The organism is Methylomonas sp. PHL2-19 (assembly GCF_059331595.1).
The window spans coordinates 118,362-142,776 of the sequence record NZ_CP196842.1 but is presented as its reverse complement, the minus strand read 5'-3'; the positions used below and the strand labels follow the sequence as shown (position 1 = coordinate 142,776).

The following is a 24,415-nucleotide window of genomic DNA, read 5'->3' as shown; positions in this document are numbered from 1 at the left end:
TTGTAAGTTCTAATCATAAATGGACTTTCAGATAAATATCACAGCCAACGACGAATGACCCAGTTAATTTCCTTGAAATTAATCTTGTGACCAGGAATAAAGCTTTCGGTTTGCCCAGATTGCGCCAGGCCGGACGAACCAATGTCGCCAATGCCTTGCAGTCGCATGTTTTCGCGAGCAACGTCGAAGCCATCGGTATAGCGCATCAGAATCTCCAGGCGCTTTAGCGAGTCCGGCTCAATGTCCTTTGGTAAATACAAATCGCAGCGGCCGAATCCGCCAGCCCTGGCCACTCGGCCGCGAATTTGATGCAAGGTATTGAGGCCGAGCCGTTCCGGATGGACGATGACCACGTGGCGTAGTCGCGGTAAATCGATACCGGTCTCGATCGCCGTGGTGCTGATAAGTAGGTCCGCGTGATTGTCACGCATGGCCTGTACCGCATCCAGTTTATCAATGTCCGATAACTTGCCATGAATGTAACGCACGCGTCCTGGAAATATCGTGTTCCAAAGTTTGAATGCGCCTTCTGCGGATTTACGGTCTTTGATCGACTGAGTGGACGATTCCGCCAAAGGATACACTGCTAAGGCTTGATGGCCGGCCAAAATAGTACGCTTAAGTGATTCGAACAATTGATTGCGATGGGTGCGGGTAACTAGTCGCGTTTTGATTGTTTTTTGGATGTGCGGTTTGGTTAAGCGCGAAACATTCATGCCGGCGAAGGTTGCCAGAGCCGCTGTACGCGGAATACAGGTTGCTGTGCAGTTTAGAAAATGGGTTCGATCGCCAATTAATGCCTGGATTTGAGCGAGTCCAAACTTCTGCGATTCGTCACAGACGAGCAAATTGATCAATCGGTTTTTCGGCATGCGATGCAAAAGTGCTGTGGTGCCGATTACAAAGCGGGCTTCAAAACCAGAATTTCCCTGACTTCCAATCACCAACGACGGCGCAAGGTCCGGCCACCATCCGGAAATCGCGTCCCGCGTTTGTACAGCGAGTGGTTGATTGGGACATAACCAAGCCACGGTGCCACCAGATCGGAACGCCGCGGCAGCGGCCGCGGCCGCCACATAGGTTTTTCCGAAGCCTACGTCAGCTGACAACAGCCGGTTCATTGGAATATCCGAGCGCATGTCTTGGCAAATTTCCTCGACAACCATTCTTTGTTCTTCGGTCGGTGTCAAAGATGTTTCCGATAACAATCGGGCTGGCAGTCCGGATTCGATCGCTAATGCTGTATGGCTGTTTGGCGGCCTTTGCGCCTCGCGTTTCGCGCGTTGCAGTACATTCCATGTCGCCACCAGTTTTAGCAGCTTAACTGCATTGGTACCGATTTCAGGCGTCGGTGGACTATGAATTGTCCTTAACAAATCGGCCAGTTTGGCGCCACCTTTGCCTGTGAGTACCAAGCCGACTCTTGCGGATTCTTCGTCAAGGGTCCAATTTAATTCATCTATCAACCTTTCCGCGCACATTGGTATTGCTTCGGGGAGCAATTCCTGCATCTGATCGAATACCGTTTCGGGTTTGATTACGCTGGTTTTTCCCGGATAGATTGGCATTATCCTGCCCACGTTAACCTCATTCAGCCACTGAGGATTTTTTAGGATAGGCAAACCTGAGAAATAACTCATCGTGCCAGTAATTACTATCGGGCGATTTATTTTCACAGCCACTATAGACAGATGGTATTTAGTGTTACCGAAAAAAGTCGCGCTAATTGAGCGATCAGCTATATCGACCAGTTTGAGGGTGAGTCGACTCGGTACAACGCCATTTGTGGCCGTATAATTTGACAATATTCCACGTACAACACAATCCTTTCCTTCTTGCCAGTCGGCGTACGAATCAACGATAGCCTGTTCTCGCAAATCAATATACGTCTTCGGTAGTAATAGTGGCAATTGCCATGTCGCAGAAATACCGAGTGATTTTAGTTTACCCAGTGTCATGGTTTTAATCCTCTTTCACTTGTTTTGTCTGTGCAGGATTAATGCTCTCATGACTTAAGATATATGCAACTATTCAATATTTGTGTCTGTTTGTCTTATTCTGACAAGGCTGTTGCAAATTGAGCCGTGCTATTCCCGTCGCTTGTTGATCGGCTTACCCCATTGCGTATTTGTCCATCACGAGTACTTTGTGCCAGTGGGATTAACTTAATTTACGTCTAGTGATCCGGCCTTAAACTTCAATTTAACTTTGCGAGACACTAATGGATTCAAATACCCTATTACCAGACGAAAAACACTTTCCATATCACTCCGGTCCTGGTGTGGCCTTTATAACCATATCAGTCAATGGAGTTTGCTATCAAATAATGTACTGTCCTTACATGATAACCAATGAACGGGCGAAAACAGACTATCACCCATTACAAATAAGACTGGTGAAATGTTTTGTGGGAAGTGTTAATAATGGCGATCCAATTTTTGAATGTGTTTCGCTATTCCACGGTTTTGAAGGGGCTAAGAGATTGGTTTATTCTCTCATTAAAGGTGAGCGACCAGAACAATAAAACAAGGGTTGCATAGTTTTGGTTTTGTATTACCGTTAAAACATTACTTAATCACCACAAGGTATCACGATATGGCTTCTCTAGAGAATCTTGAAACAGTTATTACTGATCGATTAAATGAAATGATTGAATCTCGATTCGATCTGATTAAAAATGCTCAATTCCTGAGCGTTTTGGGTATCGATAATAAAACGACATCCGCCTATTACATTGGTCATTGCATAGAGTCTGTTGCCGAGCAGGTGATTAATGAACTTTGCACACAACTTACACGACAGCTTTCGAATGGAACACCGGCAAGAATTAGCGTTGAAACCGGTCTGTATAAAATAATTTCCGATCGATATAGCGATAATTCAATTCGCGAATACTACATTCGTCATTCGGAAGGCAGTTTGAATGACGACAAACAGTTAGTTTCGGTTTATCTGTCATATGTCGATTTTGCCGGTATCACCCAATCAATCAAGGAGCAGATCAAAAACTTAGAAAGCGAAGGACTGTCAATGTTGGCAACAAGTATTGTCGATGAATTCGGATTAAAGCATTTTGACCGACATTTTTCGTTTTATGCCAAAAACGGTTGGTTCATTTGTCAAACTTATGCGCCGAATTGGAATCATAGCTTCGATAGGCAATGTCATGATCGCTACGGTAATATTCTAAGCGCATTTCGATTAATTCTAAACGATACCGGTATCGATTTAGAGTCCAGTTTTGCGCAGTATGTTAGCGCTGTTAAGGGATTAACTTATTCATCTTCAAAGATTGAGTCTCGAACCGTGTTTGGTAAAGGCTCTTCGCTACAAATCGCCTGTTTTAAAGACAAGGTGGAGTATCGTTTCACTCGCAGCGCTTTTGAAGCCTTAACCGCTTTTTTAATGCTCAACGGTTTCGAGACTCAAGCGGCGGCGATCGTCGCCAGAATGAATACCTTGCAGGCGGCGTAAGATGGAGCAGGTGTATTTACCCGCCGAATTGGGCCGACTGGTTTCCAGAGGTAGCCAAGCAGAGAAACCCGGTTCGCTGGCCGGCTTACACGATACACGGAAAGAAACACTATCGCAGTTTTTTACGCCGGCTTGGCTGACTCGCTACCTGTGGAACGTTATACAACCAGCGTTCGATGAACAACAGCGGTACCGCTTGCTCGATAACAGTCTCGGCAATGCCGGGCTGTTCCGGTTTGCCGATCCGAAACGCTTCCATTTATGCGGCTTGGATGTCGACGAAGCGTTGTTAAACCAGGTCATTCGAATCATCGACACCACAAAATTCGAAACGGATTTCGTTGCCGCCGGTATGGAGAACGTAGAGCTAGACCGATTTAGCGCGGCGCTGATTAATCCGCCTTTCTCGATCACGCTATCCAGCCCGCATATGCACGCTTACGAAGGGATCACGCATTACGGGAAACACGGCCCCAACACCTCGGCTTTATCCCATGAATACGCACTCGCTCAAGCCCTAGCCCATTGCGATATCGTCGCGGCCGTGGTGCCGGCCTCTGTCATGGCCTTAGTCGAATCGATCCCGGCCTATCGTGCCCGGCTCCGGGCGGTATTTGTTCTACCCCGCGATACGTTTCAGGCTGAAAATGTCGAATCGGTGAACACGGTATTACTCATTCTCGGCTCGGAAGACCACCGCAATCCAGCGCATGATCAACGCATTGTTCGGGACACCATCACACCCGAATCGATACCGCCTTATTTGGAAAATTTGTCCTGCCGTACCCGTGAAGAGTTAGGGAAATCGACCTTCCCGATTCGTCCCGTGTTGGTGGAAAGTAGCAAGGCGGTCGTGACGACGCCGCTCAGCGACGATAAAACGGTGATCCTCGGTCGGGCTGGACGCTGGATTAAGCTCAAATTTCGCGATGGCGCCACCGAAGGCCGGGTTATGAATACCTTGTATCGGAGCCGTCTGTATTCGACAGAAACTCACCGCTATCCAAGATCGACCCGCTATGCTGGTCAATTTCAAATCAATTTAGATGTAATTAGCCTTCAGCCGGATCCTTTCCTGGCTTTGCGGCAGGTCTCGGAAACCATACGCGCTGCCGGCGGACAACCGATCATTTCAACGGAACTGATCGGCGGCCTGAAAGCGATTATTCGGGAAAACGCCAAGATGCAAATCCCGTTCAGTCGCACGGTGTACCGAAAAGGCACACCCCAATTTAGCGCCATTGCTGGCAAGATGGGTTTCATCGATCCCGCTGAACCGGTGTCGGTGGTTCGTAAAGGCGATACAGTTCAGGCAAAGCGAGAATCATCCGGGTTTGTGGTGACCACATCGCGCGGCGCCTTTACCTGCGACGAAGTGCGGTTTTTCGATTACTTTGTGCCGCAAAGCGAGGTAATCGACGCCGGTTACTGGGAAACGATTTATCCTCCGATCGCGCATAGCTTTCCCCGCGATATCGACCGGTTAAAAATCAAGGCCCAGGCATTAGGGATTGATCGCTGGTTAACCTGGGATTTTCAGCTAGAGGACTTATGCGAATTGGCGTTTAAGCCTCGCGGGGCGATCTGTGCTTGGCAAATGGCGCTTGGTAAATCTCGGCTGGCCATTTCATTGGCCTTATTACTGGAGGGAAGATCACTTATCGTGCTGAAATCGCGCTTAGTGGCCGAAATGGAAAATGAACTTCAAACACTGGGATTCAACGATTACACGATCATTCGGGAGCGTTCCGATCTTTCCGCACTTAACAAACTTAATGTCATCAGCTATGAACGCCTAAAGCGCCCTTTTGACCCACGCTATCCGAAATTAACCCTGGCTAAAGCCCTGAGAAAACGGATTAAGAACGTGATTTGCGACGAAGGCGGGCTGCTGGCGAATCAATTTTCTCAGCAAAGCCAAGCGGTTTGGTGCTTGGGCGCCAAACGGCGGTATATATTCGATGGCACGCCGTTTCCTAACTATGTCAGAGAATCGCAAAGCCTGGCGGCATTCACCGCTGGTCAGGAGCGCGCCTATCAACCTTTTTCCTTAAAAGGCGGCTTTCTGGAGCGGCGCTTGTTCACCAGTGCGGAGTTTCAACCGACCGGCCGGGATGAATTCGCCAAACGCTATGTAACGCTGGAATGGGCAACCAACGAATTCAAGGATACTCACGAACGGGGCGCCAAGCGTGAAATACCGAAAATCAACCCGGCCTATCTCAACGATTACCGAGCCTGGATAGCCCCATTGGTTAAGCGCCGCGTGCAACAAGAACCGGACGTGGCCAAGTATGTTCACTTTCCGGAGCCTAGATTACACCCGCCGATTAAGGTCGATTGGGCAATCGATCATTTAGTGCTCTACATCAAAACCGCTGAGGAATTCGCCAGTTGGTACCGGCAATACGCCAAGGCACAAACAGACCAACAGAAAGCGCTCAATTTAACCATGATCCTGGCACGGCTTGAGGCCTGTTTCAAGGCGGCCAATACCCCTAGCATCGTCTCCGGCTACGGCCGGGGTTTCACGGAGCTGACCACCAAAGAACTGGCGTGTATTGAACTGGTGAAACAGCAGGTCGAACAAAATTTGAGACCGATTGTTTTTGCGCGCAATCCTTTGGTGCTGCGCAGACTGTCAAAAGCGTTAGACCAATCCGGGATCAGTCATTTGGTGTTTTCCGGGGAGGAAACTATCGACAAGCGGACTAGCCGGCTAAACGACCGCATCCGCAACGGCACCGATCAGGTCATGCTGGCCAGCTTGGGTGTCACACAAGACGGATTGAATTTGCCGATGCTCAATAGTGTCATCTTCTACAACCGCAGCTATAAGGCGAGAGAAGAAAGCCAAGCCATTTACCGATTAATTCGGCCCCAACAAAAATATGCGGTGAATTGTTATTTCCTGGAATTAACCGGCAGCATCGACGAGTACATGAGTCAATTGGTGTCGTGGAAGAAAATCGCCAGCGAAGCCGGCTTGGATTACGGCGATCAGGTCGACGGCGCGGATTTTGTACATTTCGACGCCTTCATTTACCGCTTCATTAACTCGATTCCAGAACTAAGAGAAACCTTGGCTTGCATTAAACGGGCGGCGTGAGAGGATAACTAAAAAGCCGATCTATTTATCAGAATTATTAAAACCGCTGGTTATGCGGTTGTTAACTTGTACATACGGAGGTATGAATTATGTTTTCAGTTAGTTATTATTTCCCGTCTGATGCCCCTCTATCTGAATATGAGAACAATAGCGCACACCCTCATAGAATATTGAATGGCGGCGGTTCTGGCGGTGCAAACGATTATCCGGACGAGTTGTGGGCACGCGCAAAACAGCGTCATGTGGAGGTGTTGGCCTTTGCCGATCAATGCGAAAATAAACCGATAGTCCGGTTTGAATGGAAAAAGGGCTGGCCGGCTGGATATGCCGTCTGTGAAGGCTCGTTCTGCTCCCTTGATGGTCACCCCGAGGAAATATCATTGCCTATAATACCGGGCGACAAAACACCAAGAGTCCGTATAGAAAGTTAATAATGAATGCTTTAAAACCATACAAAACCATTAATGAAATTCAGATAGTTCCTGATGAACATGGTCTAGCTGAAACCGTCTATATTCGGCTTTCTGGACTTTCTATGGCGATCACGGCTAAATGCCTTGAGATTAGAACGGACAAGCAAGGTAATATTGCCTATATTTTATTAGACCGGTTAATTCATAGCGATTCTGATATCGGTTTTGAGCTGCGACAACCTGATCACGATAATATTTATTATGCTGTAAGTGGGTGTTATGTTAGCGAATTATGTAGGATTGATTAAAGTTAAACTCAAGACGTATGTATCTTATAGCGCATTGTCAGACCATTTTAGACGTCTGATATTAGACTATTCGCCTTTTCGCGCCGTTTATGTTGAGAATAATGATTCGATCGGTTGTCTTACCCCGTTCGCCGCCATCAAGGAAGCAAAGGATTGGAAGCTTGATGAAGAACGAATCTGGGAGACGGATTGTGGCGATTTCGATGTACGCATATTTAGTTTCCTTATTAAACGGTTCTGATGGAATATAAATTATAATACTCTGTATTTCTATATAATCTAATGAACGGCTAAGGAACCTCTGAAAAACTGCCGTTTTGAACGACAGTAATTTCTAAGATAGGTCAAAGATTTCAATAATCGACCGTTTTTTCATCAAAACAGCCGGATTTTCTCGAGAACAAGCCGTTTTTTGGGCCTATTTTCAAATTTCAGACGCAATGAGGCAGCGACGTTCATATGCATCACCGCGTAGCGCGCTGGCAATCGCGGTCAGGAAGGTCAAACGGGCGGCATTTTTCGCTAAACCGCGATAGCGATTTTTGGCGTAACCAAATCGGACTTTAATGTCCCGAAACACGTGTTCGACTTTGGCCCGGCGGCTGGCCAGTTCGCGGGCGGCCTCGCGCAATTGCCGGACTTCTTCGCTATCGTCCTGAGTTAACTTGGCCAGCTTGCCAGGGCGCATCGCAATGACACACACGGGTGGATTTTCGGTCGGCATCTCGGGGCGCTTGTCCAAGCCTTGATAGCCGGCGTCGCCCTGCACGAATTGTTCTTCGCCGTGCAGCAGGTTGGCGGCTTCGGCCACGTCACTGACATTGCCAGAGGTGACTGTGAGGGTATGCACCAAGCCGGTTTCGCTATCGACGCCAATGTGAAATTTGCTGCCGAAAAACCATTGGTTGCCTTTCTTGCTCGAATGCATCTCCGGGTCACGCGCTTTGTCTTGGTTTTTGGTCGAGGTCGGCGCGGCAATCAGGCTGGCGTCGACGATGGTGCCGGCTCTTAAAAACAGGCCGCGTTCCCCCAGCGTTTGGTTGATGGCTGCGAAAATCTGTTCGGTTAATCCGTGGGCTTCCAACAGATGGCGGAACTGCAAAATGGTACTTTCATCGGGCACCGCTTCCAGGCGAATACCGCAAAAGCGCCGTAGCGATTCAATTTCGTACAACGCGTCTTCCATGCCCGGATCCGAATAGTTGTAGACAATCTGGGCCAAGTGCACATGCAGCATGGCATTCAAGTCAAGGATGCCAAAAACCAGCTGACCACCACCCAATACGACGGTCACGACCGCAAACTGAAAACCCTGTATCCGGACAAAGTCACCGCCGGTGCTTCCTCGGCGACCGACTACGAACAAGTGGCCTACGACGCCAACAGCAACGTTACCAGTATCCGCAAACGTAACGGCCAAAGCATAACCCTGGCCTACGACAACCTGAACCGTCTGCTGAGCCGGACCTATCCGACTGCGGCCGACAACATCAGCTTCAGTTACGACCTGTTGGGCCGCAAAACCGCCGCCAACAAAACCGGCTACGCCATCGGCTATGTCTACGACAACGCCGGCCGCCTGACCAGCACCACCGCCGGCGGCAAAACCCTGGCCTACCAATATGACCCGGCCGGCAACCGCACCCGCACCACCTGGCCGGAAGCCACCGCGTTCTACATCACCGCCAGCTACGACGCCCTGAACCGGCCGACCGCCCTGCTGGAGAACGGCACCGTCAGCCTGGCCAGCTACGCCTACGACGACCTGTCGCGGCGCACCACCGTCACCCTGGGTAACGGCACCACCACCGGCTACGGTTACGACAGCCAGTCGGCGCTGGCCAGCCTGACCCAAAACCTGGCCGGCACCGCCCAGGACAACACCTGGAGCTACACCCGCAACCAGGTGCAAGACATCAAGGCGGCCAGCTGGACGAACGACAGCTACCAATGGACCGGCTACACCAACGGTACTCGGAGCTACACCGCCAACGGCCTGAATCAATACGCCACCGCCGCCGGCAGCACGCTGAGCTACGACGCCAACGGCAACCTCGGCGGCGACGGGGTGTGGACCTACGCCTATAACCTCGACAACCAATTAACCAGCGCCAACAAAACCGGCTCGGCCAACAGCCTGGCTTACGACGGGGCAGGCCGCTTGAGTCAAACCACCCTGGCCGGCGTCGTCACCAACCTGAGCTACGACGGCAGCGACCTGGTGGCTGAATACAATAGCGCCGGCGCCCTGCTGAGACGTTACGTGCACGGCCCCGGTGTCGACCAACCGTTGGTCTGGTACGAAGGCGCCGTCACCACCAACAAAACCTGGTTATACAGCGACCACCAAGGCAGCATCGTCGCCACCGCCAACAGTGCTGGTACCAGCACGGCGATCTTGAGCTACGGCCCCTACGGCGAACCGAATGCCACCACCGGCGTCCGCTTCCGCTACACCGGCCAGCAGCTGCTGGGCCCGCTCAACCTGTATTACTACAAAGCCCGGATGTACTCGCCTGCCATCGGCAGGTTCTTGCAGACCGATCCAATTGGCTACAAAGATGACTTGAACCTGTATGCCTATGTGGGGAATAATCCGTTTAATCGGAGGGATCCTTCAGGACAGTTTTTCACGCCTGATACACTGCTGGATATCGGATTTATAGCGTATGACATCGGGGTTTTAGGTTACGATCTTTACGCGAATGGCGGCGCTAATTGGGCTGTGCATACCGGTGCGTTAGCGGCCGATATCGCAGGCGCGGCACTTCCATTCGCTACAGGAGCGGGACAAGCCTATCGTGCCGGCAATAAACTTGTGGATGTTGCTCAACAAGCCAGTAACGCCGTTTCTGCGGGCGGAACCGCACAGAGCTATGGAATGAAGGTGCATAGCGCATTTGATGATCTTTTGGCTGCGGGGGCTGGTGGCAAGAACCTTTCCGGGGAAACTTCATATGTTGGCGGTTTTTGGAATGGTAATTACAGGCCGAAAGGAAGCTCAAATCCAGACGCCGTATTGGGAAAAATTGAAAACCCTACTGCTGTTTACGATCTGAAAACCGGTCAATCAGGGATATCCAATGCCCAGATGAATCGGTATAACAGCAATCTACCAGCAGGTACTCCTGTGTATACGGTTACCTCTGGCGGACATAATGTCCCCAGACCGGGAAGCTGGTCCGGTGGCGGTGCCGCCTTTAATTCCGGATATCTTTTGGGAGGAGCTCTCAAATAAGCCTATGTACAAAGCCAAAGACCTAGCAAAGTTTGTAAAGACACAGTTATTGCCATTGCTGCCAGATGAATATACCGCAGTGCATGGCAATAGAACTGTGCTCAGAATGCGAGGGCATTTGGTGCAATGGATAGGGATAGGTACTTCGCGTAGCGGCTGGATTGAAGTTTTCCCCACGCTTTATGTCGTGGGGGCAAACAATACGGAAATTGTTATGACAGGGACGGCAAGTTTGAATGTAATAAATGGACGTAGGGAGTGGACTTTCCCGAAAGGTACTCCACTGGATCAGAGCTTTGCAAGCCTCATTGCCGAACGCATCGAAACCGAAACGCCAATCTCGTTCATTCAACCACTTGATGATGAAACGATAATAAAGGCATTAATTTGGTTTAACAAAAACGTAAAACATTGGGCCGTTAATTGGTATATCGCCTTCTGGTACTTATGTCAGGGCGATCCATCTGCTTTGCCTTATTTGAACAAGCTCGAAAAGTATTTTGCTGATGTTTGCGGCCCAAAAGCCAAATATCCTGTACGGGATTGGGAAAAAGCGCATTGGGCTAGAATTAAGTTATTGCAGGCCCGTATGTCCGATTCTCATTGCGTCGTGCTATGTCGAGAGGAAGCAGAGCAACATGCCGCGCAATTAGGCTTGCCCAAATTGGTTTGGCCGACCGAATGGGCAACCGAAATGCGACCTGCGGAACAACAAAGTTTGTTGGCCAATATTTTTGGTTTGTGAAAATCATAAAGGCTATAGGTCGCAACCCGATTAGATGTGCCGACGCAAGGAGGCGCATCGTTCGCGATCAGTACGCCTCGTAAACGCGATTATTTTTTCCCTTGCCCCACCAAAAAGCCGATTAACGCGATAACGTGTGCCAAATAGGATGCTGCCGTCAGGCGCATCGTTCGCGACGCCGATGTTCGTCTTATTCGCACCAGCGCTGGCGGCAAAACCCTGGCCTACCAATATGACTCGGCCGGCAACCGCACCCGCACCACCTGGCCGGAAGCCACCCCGTCTACATCACCGCCAGCTACGACGCCCTGAACCGGCCGACCGCCCTGCTGGAGAACGGCACCGTCAGCCTGGCCAGCTACGCCTACGACGACCTGTCGCGGCGCACCACCGTCACCCTGGGTAACGGCACCACCACCGGCTACGGTTATGACACCCAGTCGGCGCTATCCAGCCTGACCCAAAACCTGGCCGGCACCGCCCAGGACAACACCTGGAGCTACACCCGCAACCAGGTGCAAGACATCAAGGCGGCCAGCTGGACGAACGACAGCTACCAATGGACCGGTTACACCAACGGCACCCGCAGCTACACCAGCAACGGCCTGAACCAATACGCCACCGCCGCCGGCAGCACGCTGAGCTACGACGCCAACGGCAACCTGGGCGGCGACGGAGTCTGGACTTACGCCTATAACCTCGACAACCAACTGACCAGCGCCAACAAAACCGGCTCGGCCAACAGCCTGGCCTACGACGGGGTAGGACGCCTGAGTCAAACCACCCTGGCCGGCGTCGTCACCAACCTGGCCTACGACGGCGTCGATCTCATCGCCGAGTACGACAGCGCCGGTACCCTGCTGCGGCGTTACGTGCACGGCCCCGGCGTCGACCAACCGCTGGTCTGGTACGAAGGCGCCGTCACCACCGACAAAACCTGGTTATACAGCGACCACCAAGGCAGCATCGTCGCCACCGCCAACAGTGCCGGTACCAGTACCGCCACCTTAAGCTACGGCCCTTACGGCGAACCCAATGCCACCACCGGCGTCCGGTTCCGCTACACCGGTCAGCAGCTGCTGGGACCGCTGAACCTGTACTACTACAAAGCCCGGATGTACTCGCCCGCGATTGGCCGGTTTTTGCAGACCGATCCGATTGGTTACCAGGATGACTTGAATCTGTATGCCTATGTGGGGAATAATCCGTTTAATCGCAATGATCCGAGTGGGTTGATTGCGGCCGATGCCAAAATGCTGGCGAGCAATTACATGACGGAAGCCAGGACGACAGCTAACGCCTTCGGCCAAGCCTCCACCAGTAATCCTTATATCGCCATGACCTATACCGTGCCCAGTTTGTTTGTGGGCGGGGGATCGGGGGCGGTATTAGAAAATGCGGCAATAAAAAGTAGTATTCAAGCAAATAAAATAGCCGGGGATGCCGCTGCTGATTTTTTAAATAGTGTGTATGGCGGTGCTCGAGAAGTTAGTAAAAGTACGTCATTAGGGACTAGGTATTTAGATAACTTAGTGGATGGTGTGGCCATGGAATCAAAAGTTGGTCGAACTTCTTTGTCTAGCAGGATTGAATTACAAATTAGCAAGGATGTAGAATTATTAAATAATCCTGTTAGTGGGGTGAATTCTGTCGAATGGCACTTTTTCCAAGGTAAGACAGGGATTGGTCCTACGGCTCCTCTACTACAGAGACTTGAAAGTTGTGGAATTACAGTTTGTATACATTAGATTTCTATGGAATACCCAGTATTTGCGCCACCTATAGAGTTGGCTGAAAAGCAACCGCGAGAATGGTCTAAGGCAGAGGCTGAAGCTTATTTTAAGTGGTTCTTAGCAAACTTTGATTCAAGGGTTAATGGGGTATTGGATTTTCTTAAATTAAATGACCAAGACCCCCCCAATATTTTGTTATTTAATGCTCAAGAAAAATTGGAGGAATTGTTGCTTAATGAACAATTTGTTACATCATTGCCGGCAGGGAGAAAGTTAACAAATAAAGGATATGCTGTCGCGGCTGATTTAGGTTTGCTTGTTGCTCGACTTTTATTAGAGCATGGTCAAGGCAAAGTAGCCTGGAACATTTTAAAGAAACCTAAGACGGATCAATCGTATAACCTACCAATTTTGATAGGTTTTGGTGAGATTCATTTTGATCCAATTGCGTGGTCAATCGGCGATGCTTCATGGCTAGCTCAAGGCAATAAAAAGCATGGTGCTTGGGTAAAAGGGTTTGAGTTTTTGATGGGTAAGATCTGAAGGACGTAAGGCGGATTCGGAGCGGTAGTAAGCCCGCGTAGGTCCGAATAGCGAAGCGTATTCGGACGCATGTGATTAAAACGTCGCCTGCTTAACGCTACTACAGGCGGCGAAACCACAGCCTACCAATACGTCCGAATGACCTCCGGACAGGATAAGTTCATTGGTGGAAATTGTTACGCCGCGTCCAGCACGCGCATCTCGATATGTAAACCGGCGGAGGCCGCCATGTTAACCAAGGCATCCAGCCCAAATAAGTTGATTTTGCCACGCACCAGGTCTGAAATACGAGGCTGGGTCACGCCGAACAGTTTGGCGGCTTGGACTTGGTTCAATCCGGTTCGAGTAATGTAATCTGTCAAATCCATCATTAGCTTTGCGCGAAGTTTCAGATTTTCGGCTTCTTCGGGTGTGTCTTCGATTGCGTTCCAGACACTGGAAAATGATTCGTTGGTCATTGGTTAAGCTCCTTGAGTAACTCACGATAACGTTTGGCGGCCAGATCGATATCCGACTGGCTGGTTTTCTGGGTTTTCTTCTGAAAACAGTGTATGACGTAGATAGCATCGAAAAATTTAGCGACATAGAGCACGCGAAACGCTCCGGTCACGTCGCGAATTCGAATTTCTTTAACCCCCGACCCCACCGTATTCATTGGTTTCCAGTCGCTAGGCTCGTATCCATGTTGCACTTGGTCGAGTTGAAAACCCGCTTCTCGCCGCACGGATACCGGGAATGCGCGAAGCTCTTCAAGCGCATTACCCAGGAAGTTGATAGGTTTCGGATTCATCATGGGGACGAATATACAAAATTTCGTATATTCCAACAAGTTTTTTGCCTACCGGCACGCGATGGTCATCGCCTAAGATGCCGACGGCCGCCTGATCCGCACCCGCACCACCTGGCCGGAAGCCACCCCGTTCTACATCACCGCCAGCTACGACGCCCTGAACCGGCCGACCGCCCTGCTGGAGAACGGCACCGTCAGCCTGGCCAGCTACGCCTACGACGACCTGTCGCGGCGCACCACCGTCACCCTGGGTAACGGCACCACCACCGGCTACGGTTATGACACCCAGTCGGCGCTATCCAGCCTGACCCAAAACCTGGCCGGCACCGCCCAGGACAACACCTGGAGCTACACCCGCAACCAGGTGCAAGACATCAAGGCGGCCAGCTGGACGAACGACAGCTACCAATGGACCGGTTACACCAACGGCACCCGCAGCTACACCAGCAACGGCCTGAACCAATACGCCACCGCCGCCGGCACTGCTGTCATCGCCTGATTCTTCGTGGCAGAAGCCACTTGACGCTGGGTGGCCAGATAGCTCAAAAACGTCGCGATCTTGGCCTCCGCATCCTCAAACAAAGCAGCCCTTTCGCCAGTCGATGAAACTTCATGAACTTGTTTGATCCACTCACAATAGGTGCGGTCGGTATACGGCGGATAATGCTTGAGCCGCACGATCCCAATAACATCTTCCAGCAAGATCGGCGATTTTGTGCTTGACTTCAAATGATTAACAAATATAGTGAGGCGCTTATTATTTATAGAGGCAATTCCTTCCGAATCTATGGCGAATATAAGGTTATTAAGGCATGTGTGTGCGAATCGGCTGCCATCAGGGCAAAAGCGCCAGAAAAGACCCGGAATATCAACTTGTCGGGCAGATTTGCCTGATAATCGATAGTTAGTCACTCAATGAACTCCGACGCCAACACTATGCTCTCTGCTCTAGCTGCTTTTCGAGACACAAAAAAGTTTCGGTGCATCGAGCCAGAGTTTCGTCTTATCAATCCGTCGCCCGCATCGGTAACACAACCTATGGCGGCCGCACTCAATGAGTGCGCCACAGACCTGTCGTTGCTCGTGCAACGTGGTGCACAGCCGACTCAGCTCAAAGCTTGTATCGCGACCTCACTTCGTTCTGTCGAAAAGCCGTTCGATACCGAAGACCGAGAATATCTCTGCTTCTACTACAACCAATTGGGACAATGTGTGGGCGTCAAAGTCGGGCCATTGTTAAATCGGTGGCTCTATGGCTATTGGCTATCAACTCTGTTGCGGTTATTCAGTCGTGGCTAACCCTGCGCTCAACCTCTCTCCCTTCGGTCGCTGGACGCTGCGCGATAAAGCCGCGCAGCGCCGATTAGCTCTACGTTGGGCGTCATAAACCATGGCTCTCTCAACCATCGTCCTTGTGATTGCGGTTACCTCCGTCATTCTGTGGGGCGTCGTGTCGGCTGGTCGTTTACCCGGGCCGTTTGCTAGCCGGGGCTGCCAAGGCAAGGGCTGGCGCGAAGCATTCCCCAATGCACCCAAGGCCGAAATTCGCGAGTTCTTGGCGCTCTTTGTTGATGCGTTTGCTTTCCCAAACAAGGAGAAGTTGAAGTTTAGCCCCAACGACAAAATCTTGTCGATATATCGGGCACTTTACCCAAGCCACTGGACACCGGACGCTCTTGAGGTGGAAACCCTTGCGAAGGACATGGAGGCAAATTACGGATTGCCGTTCGCGAGCGTCTGGAGCGAGAACCTCACGCTCGGCGAACTCTTCGCAATCACTAGAAGCGGTCAGCCACTAGGCGCCCGACCCTCCACGCTGCGCGAAAAGCCGAGCAGCGCCGATTAGCTCTAAGTTAGGTTCCAAAAACATGGTTCGTACTGTTGGCACAGATCCCGGTGAAACCAAGCTCCTCGAAGATGTCGAGAAATTTGGTTGGCATTGCCTCAATATTTTGGCTGAAGGCGAACTGCCCCCTTACTCGTTCACTGTTGGGCTGTTTCACTCTTATCAGCATCCCGAACTCATCATTTTCGGGCTGCCTGCTAACGTAGCGCATCAAATACTGCATAGCGCGGCAGAAGCCATAAAAGACGGCAATCCCATTGATCTCGCGCTTCCCACAGAAGAACTGCTGGAGGGCTATTCATGCTGTTTTGTCGAGGTTCCTATTTCCCACTATCGCGAAAACGTGGGCTTTTGCAGGTGGTTTTATGAGGGTGACGCCTTCCCACTATACCAAGTCGTTTGGTCGTCTCGCGAAGGCCTCTTCCCTTGGCACGCTGCGGTATCCGAATCGTTTCGGTCAATTCAACCCGTATTAGGGGCGACATGGCATGGCACCTAACATACGTTCTAGGTACTGCTTCGCCACAGGGATCAGTTGCCCAACCTATCATTCCGCCGGACGCTACGCGATGAAGCCAGATAGCGTCAGTGAATTCAGATGTTGGGCGTCACAATAATTCGCACCCATGGTCGGCTTTAATCATCACACCTACTTCCCAAAGGAGCGTGACATCCAGCGCTATCTTTTTCCTTTTGTTTGCTTCAAATGCCGTAAGTCGTTCCGAAAGCCTCACTCACTCGACGTTCGCCTCTGCCCGCAGTGCTCAACGCCAATGACAATGTTGGGCCGCAAGTTTCATGCACCGAAAAAGACCGAGGCAATGCAATGGAAGAAAATTCAACTTCTCGCAGCCCATGGTTTTCTCTTTCAATCTATCTATATCCCCAGTCCGGCGGGTGGAAGTCAAGTAGTGCCCTATCCACGAACGCTCAAGGAGGCAATCACGTTTGTGGCAACTTATCGCGATCAAGCATTCCATCCTTGGCGCATTCCAAGAACAGCGGCCTTGGGCTACATAAAGTGACGCCCAACCGGACCGCCTTTAGGCTGCGCGCTGCGGCGGTCGGTTACCTAGCACGTTATAAGTCCTTGAGATAATAATGAACAAAGATCAAAAACTCATAGAGCTACAGAAAATCAAACGGAAATTGCAATATTGTGGCGTCCCTGCACTATTGGCATTTATTTCAGTTGCAATATCTGAAATGGTCGGATTCGGCATTAATAATTATGATCTTATATTTTCTATAGGAGCTTATTCCACTTGGGCGTTAATAACATTCCATGTTATTTTGGCGACGTGCCCAAACTGCGATAAAAGATTTTTTAGCAAATGGGCTTTGTCCTGCTTCATAAATATCAAAAAACTTTCTTGCTGTAACTGTAAGTTCTCTATGCCGGCAGATGACAAACCAAAGCCATATAACAGATCAACTGGTGACGAATGGAATCAATAACACCTTATAGCTTAACGCTCAAGCGGGACGGTCGCTATCGCTCCCACATATTAGATTTACATGATGTGTCGCTAAAATGAGCCGCCACGACTGGTATCGAAACAATACGTGGGATGGAGTTATCGAAGTTGCTTTTACGGCAAAACTGAAGCGTGCGCGTGATAAAAGTCAATACCTGCGCATCCAAGCCAGCATACTTGCCGAATCCCAACCAGAGATAACTTTACAACTACTTGATCAGTACTTTGCTCTTGGCGAGCACTTCGATTGCGCACAAGCATGGGTTGATAAAGCCAAAGCACATTTATCGCTTGACCAATTGAATCTAGCAATCCAAGCGTATCAATGTGCTCTTGCTAGGGAAGTTGCGTATCCTCAACTACAAACCCGAGCCTACCTCGAATATCCATACTTGGTCGCGACTTATGGCCTAAAGGAATATCATCAGGGGTGCATTGCTCTCCTGGAAAAGACCAAGACCAGATTAATGTTTCCAGTTGACCACTTTATTTGGTCCGCCACCTATGCAATCCTGTTGCAAAACGCAGGAAACATCTCCGAGGCACAGCAGTATGCAAAGGTAGCACTTGAAGCAGCAGCGCAGGAAGAGTCAGGATTTCGTTACCATTCCACAGTAGGGCTAGTCGGAGACAAATATGAACAAACAAAAATGAGTCTAGTTGGGCTTACAAACGCATAATGCATCGATTTGCCCGTTCAAAAATCCCTATGCAGTTTTCGTTGGGTGGGCTCGGCGTTAGCCATCAAGTGCCAAAAAGGAAAATACATAATGTTTGGAGTTTTTAAGAAAGTGCATGATTCATCAATGATGTTCGCCGATGACAACTGGCAAGTCGCTCAGGGTGAGTATGATGGTAGCCCCATCGTCGTCAGAATAAATGCAAATCTTCGTTCGTTTGTCGGTAAATCAGAACTCTTATTAAAAATTGGAATTGCAATTCCGTTAAATAATCCTCGCCACGGTGAAATGCCCGATCCGGAAGAAAATAAGACTGTCAGTATCATTGAGGACAAAGTTTTAGAGATGCTGAAATCAAAAGGATCTGCTGTTCAAGCTTTAGCAATCACAACTGGCACGTTTAAAGAGTTTGTTTACTACACCAAGCCTGAGATTGACGTTGCATCTTTCCATCAGGAATTAAAAATCGGAATTCCTTCTCATAACGTGCAATGCATTGCTACTATTGAAAAAAATTGGGAAACATACATGCAATGGGCTAATGGCTAACCAACGAGTGAACTTTATCGCTAGGGTTTAAAAAATGTCTTATGATCGAGCTGATTGGCATACTGATACTTGCGCTGAAAAAAGTCTGCCTGAGGAAAATGCAGCGACCCATATCGCCGCCTACGTTCGTTGGTGTATTCAACGAAATCTGATCGCTGAAGAATTTGCGAAGGAAGATTCAGAGGTGCTGGAACAAGTTCGGAAGGGGGAACTATCCGCAGCGACGTACTTCGATGAGTACATGGATTGGAAATTTGGAGAATGGAACTTGAATGATGTCGGCAACCAATTCACATCAGCGTACTACGAGAGTTATCTTGCTGATCTTGGTATCTTTTTCCCAAATGTTGTTTACGGCGAATGGGAAAGTATCGACTTTGACCGGCTCGCTAGCTTTCTGGATGTCAAGTTTAATGAATTCAAAAATGGAAACCTGAAAATCGCTACTCGAAAAGGGAAGTCTTGGTGGAAATTTTGGTAAACCCTAAACAACAGGTAAATTTGGCCGGTAAAAGCTACGCGGCTATTGTCTCTACGCCTTCGCTGTCAACTTACCCTTATCGTTGGACATAGGAGAAACCATGGGGTACGCATTGTCGTGGCTCGCCATAAAAGGCAAAACGGTTGAAGCTATCCATCAGCAACTGGGACTCAGCACGACTGGAAAACTTAGTGACTATGGCCATGCCCTCGTCGTGGGGCGTCAACTGCATTCGGGTTGGTATTTGATGGTGGCCAAAGGTTGTGATCACAAACTCATCTCCAATGTAGTCGTTCAACACGTATCGTCGAACTGCACTGCGATAGCGTGCTCGATTGAGGAACACGTCATGTTCTCATCGTCTGCTGAATGGAACGATGGTCAACAAAACTGGCGCATCCAGCACAGAGGTGGGGATTACGGACCTACAGACCTCAGTTTTGAGGGCGCACCTCCCGAATTGTTTTCAGATTTACGCGTGCACTATGGCTCGAAGCAAGACGCTGAAGGTGGAAAAAAAGCCGAGGTCGACTGGATTTTTGAGATTCCGCTAGAACTCGCAAAATCCTATGCCGGCTTCAAGCACGATGAAGACATTCCTGGGTCGAAGACGGAAGTTTTGAGATTCTTGAGCTCTCTCGTGAGGGCGTGCTTGCCGCTGTCTCTAAGCCATGGTGGCACTTATGGTGAAAATGCCTAACCTTCCAATCCACCGGACGAAGGCAAGCATAGCTTGCCTTCGTCCGGTGATTTTCAACCTAAAATGGCACAATAATGAGCAACCTTCCTATATATGAGCGCATCCCAAATTCTGTGCAGGAGGCGCTAAATCACGTTTCCGACAACGATTTTGCCATTGCGATGAGCAATCTGGTCTACGCTCGCGAAGCCACGATCGGTTTCGATGCGCTTACTGATCCAGAAAGAGTAGTCTTTTGTCTCGACAAACTGGAACAGGAAATAAACAACGGCGGATTTGAGCAGTATTTCCATAACTTAAGTGGCAATATTGCAGCCGCAACACCCTCTGCATTGCGCGCTATGGGCGCATCTCAAGTCGCATCTATTGTTGAAAAAGCGCTTGAGCTATTTCCCAATAGTCAACCACCCACAGATCAAGCTCAACGGGAGAAACAAATGGATTCATGGGGTCCCGAGCAAGAAGATATTCTGGAAAATTTAGACAAGGCTTTTCTCGCTTATCCAGAGCCGCTGGCAAAATTAGAGAGAGGCTATGTTCAAAAATATGAAAATTTTTTCCTTGTTCCTCACGGCGCAGGTCAATCAGTTCGTGCCATTTAATAACGCATTGGTGCGGACGGGCGGAAGCGTCGTGCCGCGTTTTCAATGCGATGCGTCCGCTGCCTCATACTTCTACGTTATGCAAGTTAAGGACATGTTGCGAGATGGAAAACAAAGAACTAATTTTAAGTGCAAAGTTAAAGCTTAAATATCTAATTATAGTTAATGCCATGGTTTCCATCCTTGCGTTAACTGGAGGATATTTTGGTGGGATAAATACCGCTATTTATTTTTTCGGTTTTTATGCAATTGAAATATTGGTTTTTGTTGCACTGTTTATTCCTATTTTCACTTTTTGGTTATTTAAAGGCAGATCAATTAAAACTTCAGCGTCTAAAGCAATGCAAAGTTTTGGCGATTTTTATCACTTTATAATCCCTTGGTAATAATATTTTTTATGGATACGGGTTCCAGGATAAATCAAAGGTATAACATGTCGCTCAACCGGAGTGCGGTTACGATGCCGTTATGCTTTTTCAGCTTTCCGTACCGCGCCGGGTTAGCTCTACTTTAAGCACAATTAACAAAAATGAACATTATTCTCCCAAAGAAGTTATACACTCCTGTAATACCTCTAGGCATTTCAATAGAAGGAGGCTTGGAGATATTGAGCACATTAGGTATGCCGGAAATAGAAAAAACTGGTGAAGATATTTCTTATCGTATAAATACACCTGAGTTTGAAATGGCAATATATGAAGAAAATGCTTTTGTTAAGTCTGTTTGGTATAACGACCCGCTGGGCAGAAGATGGAAGTTTAGTAAGAAAAGAAAAATCAGCCTCTACCTGGAAAGATATGGCAACAAGGAAGACTGGGAGTTAAGAATGAATAACGGATGGATGGACTACTATTTCAACGAAAAATCAAAAGTCGCTATGGTATATGGCATACATAAGGACGTCATCAGGTTTAATATTTGGCAAAGCGCATAACACGGAGCTTTACCCGACCAAAAATCGCTTTGTGGTTTTCGTTGGATGAGATGATCTATGCGTCCTGAGATTAATCGCCTCGTTCTGCTAGGTCCACTGCCGCCCGAGCCTGAGGCGTCGGTAGAGCATCTGCGTCAAGTGGAGGCATTGCTTCTTTCCGTAACCAAGCCGGTGCCAAATGAAGAGGCTCGCGCTCTGGTCAAACTGTTTGGGCCTGGTTGTTTTGGTTTGGCGTGGTCAATACTTCATCTAATCGAATCCGCGCCAGGCTGGCCATTGGCCGATTGCTTGGTTGATTCAAGCGATGAATGGGTCGCCTTACTTAGAGATAGAGATCGCGCAGCTCGTGGAGGTTTGTTGTGAATCCGTTCACTGTACGGATTCTAACGCTTAATCCTGCGCTTAACGCGACCGACTTGACGGGCGTTGGATTTGCTCCACGTTAGAGGCTCACCATGGCACGACGGAAACAATTCAAAAACATTGCATCCGGGTTGTATGGTTCGTTCATAAGCCGCAACAACGATGTAGGCGGCTATTGGGGTATTGGAAAACTTCGTCTTCTTGCGCAACAAAATGGCGTGCAAGTAGTTCGCATTGATCTTCTTGCGAAATCAATAATTCCAGTGAGTTTAGAATTTTCAAAGCTTATTTGTGGCTACCACTCACTCCTGAAAAAGCATCTTTATGCAGAGGGCATTCCGGAAAACTGGTTAGCATCCGTGACCGTCGAGCTTGATTTCAAGCCTGAACCGCCTTCCGGAAAGCACATTACAATCGCAACGTGGGGTAGTCTTTTCAAGCTCGTGGTGAATATTGCAGACGATATGAAGAAAAATCATACTGTTTCCGGGCACGGTTACTGCGGGCCGCATAATCCAAGAAAGGAATCCAAAAGTGCAAGAACAGAGAGTTTCTAACCCGGCACTCAGCCTGGACCTCTTCAGAGTCGCTGGACCCTGCGCGATAAATCCGGGCAGCAAAGGTTAGCTATGCGTTAGAGTGATCGAACTCTCTTATCTCATCCAGAAGATTCAATGGATTTCATAATCGAAATTTTACGAAACATAGACTGCATGACGACGGAAATTACCCTTGCCTCAATTGGCGCTGCATTCTGGTACACGCCGCGCAGTGATTATTGGCAATCCATAGAAACAAGACAATCTGCGCAATACTCAAAACTGGCGCTCTCATGGTCATGTCGAGGCCGAAAACAAGGTGGAAGCTATGTATGCTAATTCTGGGAGATGGTTGCCCATGTATGGCGCGGCCTTAATTTTGGCTGGCTTTTTATTTTTATTTTGGGGCTCATTGCGTTGAGCGCGCAGTCTAACAAGTCGCTCAAAGGGACGCTCAGCCGCGATACGGCTCCGCGCAACTTCGCTTGGCGTTGGGTGTTTCAATGACAGGCTTCGTTTGCACCACTTGCAAGCAGTATCACGATGAACTGCCCATGTGTTTCAGTGCTAGCGCTCCCGAACTCTGGCTTTCTCTGCCGGAGGCTGAGCGCAATGCTCGCGGCGAACTCAACTCCGACCAATGTATATTGGATGACAAGCACTTCTTTGTCCTCGGTCGCATTATGCTCCCGGTCATTGATGGGCCTGGACCGTTCATTTGGCTTGCGTGGGTCTCGCTGAGCGAGAAGAACTTCCTTCGTGCGTGCAAACTCTGGCATAGAGAAGGCCGCGAAAAAACTGAGCAGCCATATTTCGGGTGGCTACAAAGTGAATTGCCCTATGAACCCACCACGTTGAGTCTCAAGACCAGCGTCCAAACCATGCCTGTTGGCGAGCGCCCCAACATTGTTCTGGAGCCCTCCGATCATCCGCTGTCACTTGAACAGCAGCATGGCATCACAATGGCTCGTGTTCAGCAAATCGTCGAAGTTTGTCTGCATGGTTAGCGCGACGTCCAACACTTCCGTCAACCGGACCGCCTGCAAGTTGCGCTTGTAGGTTTGCTCCAACCTTCTGTCCTTTTTCGACGAACGTGCCCCAGACTGATCACCTGCCATTGCTTCAGTGCGTATCATTTGGTTTCTCAACTGCTCTGGCTCGTTAAAGACCGGAAAGATTAAATTTGTTAATCGTGCAGTTAAATGCAATTGGTGTGCAACTGAAAAAACAAGTAGTGTTCATTACGGACAGTTACAAGTGTGCAAGTAGAAGGTTGTTTCGCAAAATTGCATCAATTTCGTGGGCGCCTACCCGCTGATTTTAAGTTTGACCGCCTGGAAGCGAATGAAAACCGCTAAGCCGTTTCTCGATACCAACGTCTTGCTGTATTTACTGTCTGAGGACAATCAAAAAGCAGACCGCGCCGAAGAGATTATCGCCTTCGGCGGAGTAATCAATGTGCAGGTGCTGAATGAATTTGCGTCGGTAGCGTCGCGCAAGCTGAAGATGACGTTTGTCGAAATCCGCGAAACCTTGTCGATTATCCGAAGTATCTTTGAAACTCAAGCTTTGAGCGTCAGCATCCACGAACAAGGTTTGGCGATTGCCGAACAATTTGGTTTTTCGTTGTATGACAGCATGATTGTCAGCGCGGCGCTGGACGCCGGGTGCTCAATATTGTATTCGGAAGACATGCAACATGGTCAAGCTATTGGCTCGTTAGTCATTAACAATCCGTTTTTACCTTCTCTTCCTAACTAAAGAGCTTTCGCAGCCTCCCCCAAAGGAAGATGATTCGGTGGGTTCCTAGGCCGAAGCTTCAACCGCAAGCGAGGTTTCTGTAAAAGCTAGCCGCACGTCCCCAGCTCCGAATGACGGGTTTTTCGCGTC

Annotated in this window: 28 protein-coding genes and 1 pseudogene; 24 read left to right on the top strand and 5 right to left on the bottom strand. The window is 49.3% G+C overall.

Going from position 1 to position 24,415, the window contains the following annotated elements; all coding sequences use genetic code 11:
- Nucleotides 1–38: 38 nt before the first annotated feature.
- Nucleotides 39–1,958 (bottom strand): helicase-related protein, encoded by a 1,920-nt coding sequence (locus ACR02O_RS24010; protein ID WP_444512334.1) that lies wholly within the window; start codon nt 1,956–1,958, stop codon nt 39–41.
- A 263-nt stretch (nt 1,959–2,221) separates the two neighbouring features.
- Here ACR02O_RS24010 and ACR02O_RS24005 point away from each other — a divergent pair, with 263 nt between their 5' ends.
- From ACR02O_RS24005 to ACR02O_RS23985, 5 genes are all read left to right on the top strand, one after another.
- Nucleotides 2,222–2,524 carry a hypothetical protein gene (locus ACR02O_RS24005; RefSeq protein ID WP_494523503.1) on the top strand — a complete coding sequence of 101 codons (303 nt, stop codon included), beginning with the start codon at nt 2,222–2,224 and terminating at the stop codon, nt 2,522–2,524.
- 71 nt (nt 2,525–2,595) lie between these two features.
- Entirely contained in the window at nt 2,596–3,474 is an 879-nt protein-coding gene (locus ACR02O_RS24000; RefSeq protein WP_444512333.1) for a hypothetical protein, read from the top strand.
- Between the two features lies 1 nt (nt 3,475).
- Nucleotides 3,476–6,583: an SNF2-related protein gene (locus ACR02O_RS23995; RefSeq protein ID WP_444512332.1), complete on the top strand. Its 3,108-nt coding sequence runs from the start codon at nt 3,476–3,478 to the stop codon at nt 6,581–6,583.
- An 89-nt stretch (nt 6,584–6,672) separates the two neighbouring features.
- On the top strand, nt 6,673–7,014 hold the full coding sequence (locus ACR02O_RS23990) for a hypothetical protein (RefSeq protein WP_444512331.1): 342 nt from the start codon (nt 6,673–6,675) through the stop codon (nt 7,012–7,014).
- 2 nt (nt 7,015–7,016) lie between these two features.
- Nucleotides 7,017–7,304, top strand: a complete 288-nt coding sequence (locus ACR02O_RS23985; protein ID WP_157770370.1) for a hypothetical protein — start codon at nt 7,017–7,019, stop codon at nt 7,302–7,304.
- A 424-nt stretch (nt 7,305–7,728) separates the two neighbouring features.
- Here the strand turns inward: ACR02O_RS23985 and ACR02O_RS23980 are convergent.
- Nucleotides 7,729–8,550 (bottom strand): annotated as a pseudogene (locus ACR02O_RS23980) (IS5 family transposase); the annotation flags it as partial.
- Between ACR02O_RS23980 and ACR02O_RS23975 the strand changes: the two are divergent.
- The 4 genes from ACR02O_RS23975 (at nt 8,533) to ACR02O_RS23960 (ending at nt 13,563) form a co-directional block, all read left to right on the top strand.
- On the top strand, nt 8,533–10,542 hold the full coding sequence (locus ACR02O_RS23975; protein ID WP_444512330.1) for an RHS repeat-associated core domain-containing protein: 2,010 nt from the start codon (nt 8,533–8,535) through the stop codon (nt 10,540–10,542). The pseudogene ACR02O_RS23980 and the gene ACR02O_RS23975 sit on opposite strands and share 18 nt — an antisense overlap.
- 4 nt (nt 10,543–10,546) lie before the next feature.
- Nucleotides 10,547–11,287 carry a hypothetical protein gene (locus tag ACR02O_RS23970; RefSeq protein WP_494523502.1) on the top strand — a complete coding sequence of 247 codons (741 nt, stop codon included), beginning with the start codon at nt 10,547–10,549 and terminating at the stop codon, nt 11,285–11,287.
- Between the two features lie 515 nt (nt 11,288–11,802).
- Nucleotides 11,803–13,035: an RHS repeat-associated core domain-containing protein gene (locus ACR02O_RS23965; RefSeq protein WP_444512328.1), complete on the top strand. Its 1,233-nt coding sequence runs from the start codon at nt 11,803–11,805 to the stop codon at nt 13,033–13,035.
- A 6-nt stretch (nt 13,036–13,041) separates the two neighbouring features.
- Nucleotides 13,042–13,563 carry a hypothetical protein gene (locus ACR02O_RS23960; protein ID WP_444512327.1) on the top strand — a complete coding sequence of 174 codons (522 nt, stop codon included), beginning with the start codon at nt 13,042–13,044 and terminating at the stop codon, nt 13,561–13,563.
- Nucleotides 13,564–13,739: 176 nt separating this feature from the next.
- On the opposite strand, the gene ACR02O_RS23955 is transcribed toward ACR02O_RS23960, so the two are convergent.
- The 3 genes from ACR02O_RS23955 to ACR02O_RS23945 all read right to left on the bottom strand — a co-directional run bounded on the left by ACR02O_RS23955 (nt 13,740) and on the right by ACR02O_RS23945 (nt 15,265).
- The gene (locus tag ACR02O_RS23955; protein ID WP_444512326.1) at nt 13,740–14,021 is read right to left on the bottom strand and encodes a helix-turn-helix domain-containing protein; all 282 of its coding nucleotides are present in this window, start codon (nt 14,019–14,021) and stop codon (nt 13,740–13,742) included.
- Nucleotides 14,018–14,356, bottom strand: a complete 339-nt coding sequence (locus ACR02O_RS23950) for a type II toxin-antitoxin system RelE/ParE family toxin (RefSeq protein ID WP_444512325.1) — start codon at nt 14,354–14,356, stop codon at nt 14,018–14,020. The genes ACR02O_RS23955 and ACR02O_RS23950 overlap by 4 nt, the downstream gene beginning before the upstream one ends.
- 435 nt (nt 14,357–14,791) lie before the next feature.
- Entirely contained in the window at nt 14,792–15,265 is a 474-nt protein-coding gene (locus tag ACR02O_RS23945; protein ID WP_444512324.1) for a phage integrase N-terminal SAM-like domain-containing protein, read from the bottom strand.
- A gap of 3 nt (nt 15,266–15,268) precedes the next feature.
- Here ACR02O_RS23945 and ACR02O_RS23940 point away from each other — a divergent pair, with 3 nt between their 5' ends.
- From ACR02O_RS23940 to ACR02O_RS23870, 15 genes are all read left to right on the top strand, one after another.
- Nucleotides 15,269–15,652: a DUF4844 domain-containing protein gene (locus ACR02O_RS23940; protein WP_444512323.1), complete on the top strand. Its 384-nt coding sequence runs from the start codon at nt 15,269–15,271 to the stop codon at nt 15,650–15,652.
- A gap of 91 nt (nt 15,653–15,743) precedes the next feature.
- On the top strand, nt 15,744–16,199 hold the full coding sequence (locus ACR02O_RS23935) for a hypothetical protein (protein ID WP_444512322.1): 456 nt from the start codon (nt 15,744–15,746) through the stop codon (nt 16,197–16,199).
- Between the two features lie 22 nt (nt 16,200–16,221).
- Nucleotides 16,222–16,698: a DUF4262 domain-containing protein gene (locus ACR02O_RS23930; protein WP_444512321.1), complete on the top strand. Its 477-nt coding sequence runs from the start codon at nt 16,222–16,224 to the stop codon at nt 16,696–16,698.
- Between the two features lie 127 nt (nt 16,699–16,825).
- A complete protein-coding gene (locus tag ACR02O_RS23925; RefSeq protein ID WP_444512320.1) occupies nt 16,826–17,224 on the top strand; it encodes a hypothetical protein in 399 nt (132 codons plus the stop codon).
- A gap of 76 nt (nt 17,225–17,300) precedes the next feature.
- Nucleotides 17,301–17,657 carry a hypothetical protein gene (locus ACR02O_RS23920; protein WP_444512319.1) on the top strand — a complete coding sequence of 119 codons (357 nt, stop codon included), beginning with the start codon at nt 17,301–17,303 and terminating at the stop codon, nt 17,655–17,657.
- 76 nt (nt 17,658–17,733) lie between these two features.
- A complete protein-coding gene (locus tag ACR02O_RS23915; RefSeq protein WP_444512318.1) occupies nt 17,734–18,357 on the top strand; it encodes a tetratricopeptide repeat protein in 624 nt (207 codons plus the stop codon).
- Between the two features lie 90 nt (nt 18,358–18,447).
- Nucleotides 18,448–18,906, top strand: coding sequence for a DUF695 domain-containing protein (locus ACR02O_RS23910; protein WP_444512317.1), 459 nt, complete (start codon nt 18,448–18,450; stop codon nt 18,904–18,906).
- Between the two features lie 34 nt (nt 18,907–18,940).
- A complete protein-coding gene (locus tag ACR02O_RS23905; protein ID WP_444512316.1) occupies nt 18,941–19,387 on the top strand; it encodes a DUF7832 domain-containing protein in 447 nt (148 codons plus the stop codon).
- Nucleotides 19,388–19,487: 100 nt separating this feature from the next.
- Nucleotides 19,488–20,087 (top strand): hypothetical protein, encoded by a 600-nt coding sequence (locus ACR02O_RS23900; protein WP_444512315.1) that lies wholly within the window; start codon nt 19,488–19,490, stop codon nt 20,085–20,087.
- Between the two features lie 74 nt (nt 20,088–20,161).
- On the top strand, nt 20,162–20,689 hold the full coding sequence (locus ACR02O_RS23895; RefSeq protein ID WP_444512314.1) for a DMP19 family protein: 528 nt from the start codon (nt 20,162–20,164) through the stop codon (nt 20,687–20,689).
- A 104-nt stretch (nt 20,690–20,793) separates the two neighbouring features.
- Nucleotides 20,794–21,075, top strand: a complete 282-nt coding sequence (locus ACR02O_RS23890; protein ID WP_444512313.1) for a hypothetical protein — start codon at nt 20,794–20,796, stop codon at nt 21,073–21,075.
- Between the two features lie 143 nt (nt 21,076–21,218).
- The gene (locus ACR02O_RS23885) at nt 21,219–21,623 is read left to right on the top strand and encodes a hypothetical protein (protein WP_494523501.1); all 405 of its coding nucleotides are present in this window, start codon (nt 21,219–21,221) and stop codon (nt 21,621–21,623) included.
- A gap of 455 nt (nt 21,624–22,078) precedes the next feature.
- Nucleotides 22,079–22,543, top strand: a complete 465-nt coding sequence (locus ACR02O_RS23880) for a hypothetical protein (protein ID WP_444512311.1) — start codon at nt 22,079–22,081, stop codon at nt 22,541–22,543.
- 485 nt (nt 22,544–23,028) lie between these two features.
- Nucleotides 23,029–23,532, top strand: a complete 504-nt coding sequence (locus ACR02O_RS23875) for a DUF2199 domain-containing protein (protein WP_444512310.1) — start codon at nt 23,029–23,031, stop codon at nt 23,530–23,532.
- A gap of 337 nt (nt 23,533–23,869) precedes the next feature.
- Complete coding sequence (locus ACR02O_RS23870; protein WP_494523500.1) at nt 23,870–24,286, top strand: PIN domain-containing protein; 417 nt, start codon at nt 23,870–23,872, stop codon at nt 24,284–24,286.
- The last annotated feature ends 129 nt before the right edge of the window (nt 24,287–24,415 follow it).

Bases quoted from the DNA above. Each gene is read 5' to 3' on its own strand.
- ACR02O_RS23975 (WP_444512330.1), top strand. From the start codon at position 8,533: ATGCAGCATGGCATTCAAGTCAAGGATGCCAAAAACCAGCTGACCACC.
- ACR02O_RS23935 (WP_444512322.1), top strand. From the start codon at position 15,744: ATGGCTCTCTCAACCATCGTCCTTGTGATTGCGGTTACCTCCGTCATT.
- ACR02O_RS23995 (WP_444512332.1), top strand. From the start codon at position 3,476: ATGGAGCAGGTGTATTTACCCGCCGAATTGGGCCGACTGGTTTCCAGA.
- ACR02O_RS23990 (WP_444512331.1), top strand. From the start codon at position 6,673: ATGTTTTCAGTTAGTTATTATTTCCCGTCTGATGCCCCTCTATCTGAA.
- ACR02O_RS24010 (WP_444512334.1), bottom strand. From the start codon at position 1,958: ATGACACTGGGTAAACTAAAATCACTCGGTATTTCTGCGACATGGCAA.
- ACR02O_RS23885 (WP_494523501.1), top strand. From the start codon at position 21,219: ATGAACATTATTCTCCCAAAGAAGTTATACACTCCTGTAATACCTCTA.
- ACR02O_RS23920 (WP_444512319.1), top strand. From the start codon at position 17,301: ATGAACAAAGATCAAAAACTCATAGAGCTACAGAAAATCAAACGGAAA.
- ACR02O_RS23900 (WP_444512315.1), top strand. From the start codon at position 19,488: ATGGGGTACGCATTGTCGTGGCTCGCCATAAAAGGCAAAACGGTTGAA.
- ACR02O_RS23925 (WP_444512320.1), top strand. From the start codon at position 16,826: ATGGTCGGCTTTAATCATCACACCTACTTCCCAAAGGAGCGTGACATC.
- ACR02O_RS23880 (WP_444512311.1), top strand. From the start codon at position 22,079: ATGGCACGACGGAAACAATTCAAAAACATTGCATCCGGGTTGTATGGT.
- ACR02O_RS24005 (WP_494523503.1), top strand. From the start codon at position 2,222: ATGGATTCAAATACCCTATTACCAGACGAAAAACACTTTCCATATCAC.
- ACR02O_RS23875 (WP_444512310.1), top strand. From the start codon at position 23,029: ATGACAGGCTTCGTTTGCACCACTTGCAAGCAGTATCACGATGAACTG.
- ACR02O_RS23940 (WP_444512323.1), top strand. From the start codon at position 15,269: ATGAACTCCGACGCCAACACTATGCTCTCTGCTCTAGCTGCTTTTCGA.
- ACR02O_RS23870 (WP_494523500.1), top strand. From the start codon at position 23,870: ATGAAAACCGCTAAGCCGTTTCTCGATACCAACGTCTTGCTGTATTTA.
- ACR02O_RS23985 (WP_157770370.1), top strand. From the start codon at position 7,017: ATGAATGCTTTAAAACCATACAAAACCATTAATGAAATTCAGATAGTT.
- ACR02O_RS23910 (WP_444512317.1), top strand. From the start codon at position 18,448: ATGTTTGGAGTTTTTAAGAAAGTGCATGATTCATCAATGATGTTCGCC.
- ACR02O_RS23970 (WP_494523502.1), top strand. From the start codon at position 10,547: ATGTACAAAGCCAAAGACCTAGCAAAGTTTGTAAAGACACAGTTATTG.
- ACR02O_RS23895 (WP_444512314.1), top strand. From the start codon at position 20,162: ATGAGCAACCTTCCTATATATGAGCGCATCCCAAATTCTGTGCAGGAG.
- ACR02O_RS24000 (WP_444512333.1), top strand. From the start codon at position 2,596: ATGGCTTCTCTAGAGAATCTTGAAACAGTTATTACTGATCGATTAAAT.
- ACR02O_RS23960 (WP_444512327.1), top strand. From the start codon at position 13,042: ATGGAATACCCAGTATTTGCGCCACCTATAGAGTTGGCTGAAAAGCAA.
- ACR02O_RS23950 (WP_444512325.1), bottom strand. From the start codon at position 14,356: ATGATGAATCCGAAACCTATCAACTTCCTGGGTAATGCGCTTGAAGAG.
- ACR02O_RS23905 (WP_444512316.1), top strand. From the start codon at position 18,941: ATGTCTTATGATCGAGCTGATTGGCATACTGATACTTGCGCTGAAAAA.
- ACR02O_RS23915 (WP_444512318.1), top strand. From the start codon at position 17,734: ATGAGCCGCCACGACTGGTATCGAAACAATACGTGGGATGGAGTTATC.
- ACR02O_RS23890 (WP_444512313.1), top strand. From the start codon at position 20,794: ATGGAAAACAAAGAACTAATTTTAAGTGCAAAGTTAAAGCTTAAATAT.
- ACR02O_RS23955 (WP_444512326.1), bottom strand. From the start codon at position 14,021: ATGACCAACGAATCATTTTCCAGTGTCTGGAACGCAATCGAAGACACA.
- ACR02O_RS23930 (WP_444512321.1), top strand. From the start codon at position 16,222: ATGGTTCGTACTGTTGGCACAGATCCCGGTGAAACCAAGCTCCTCGAA.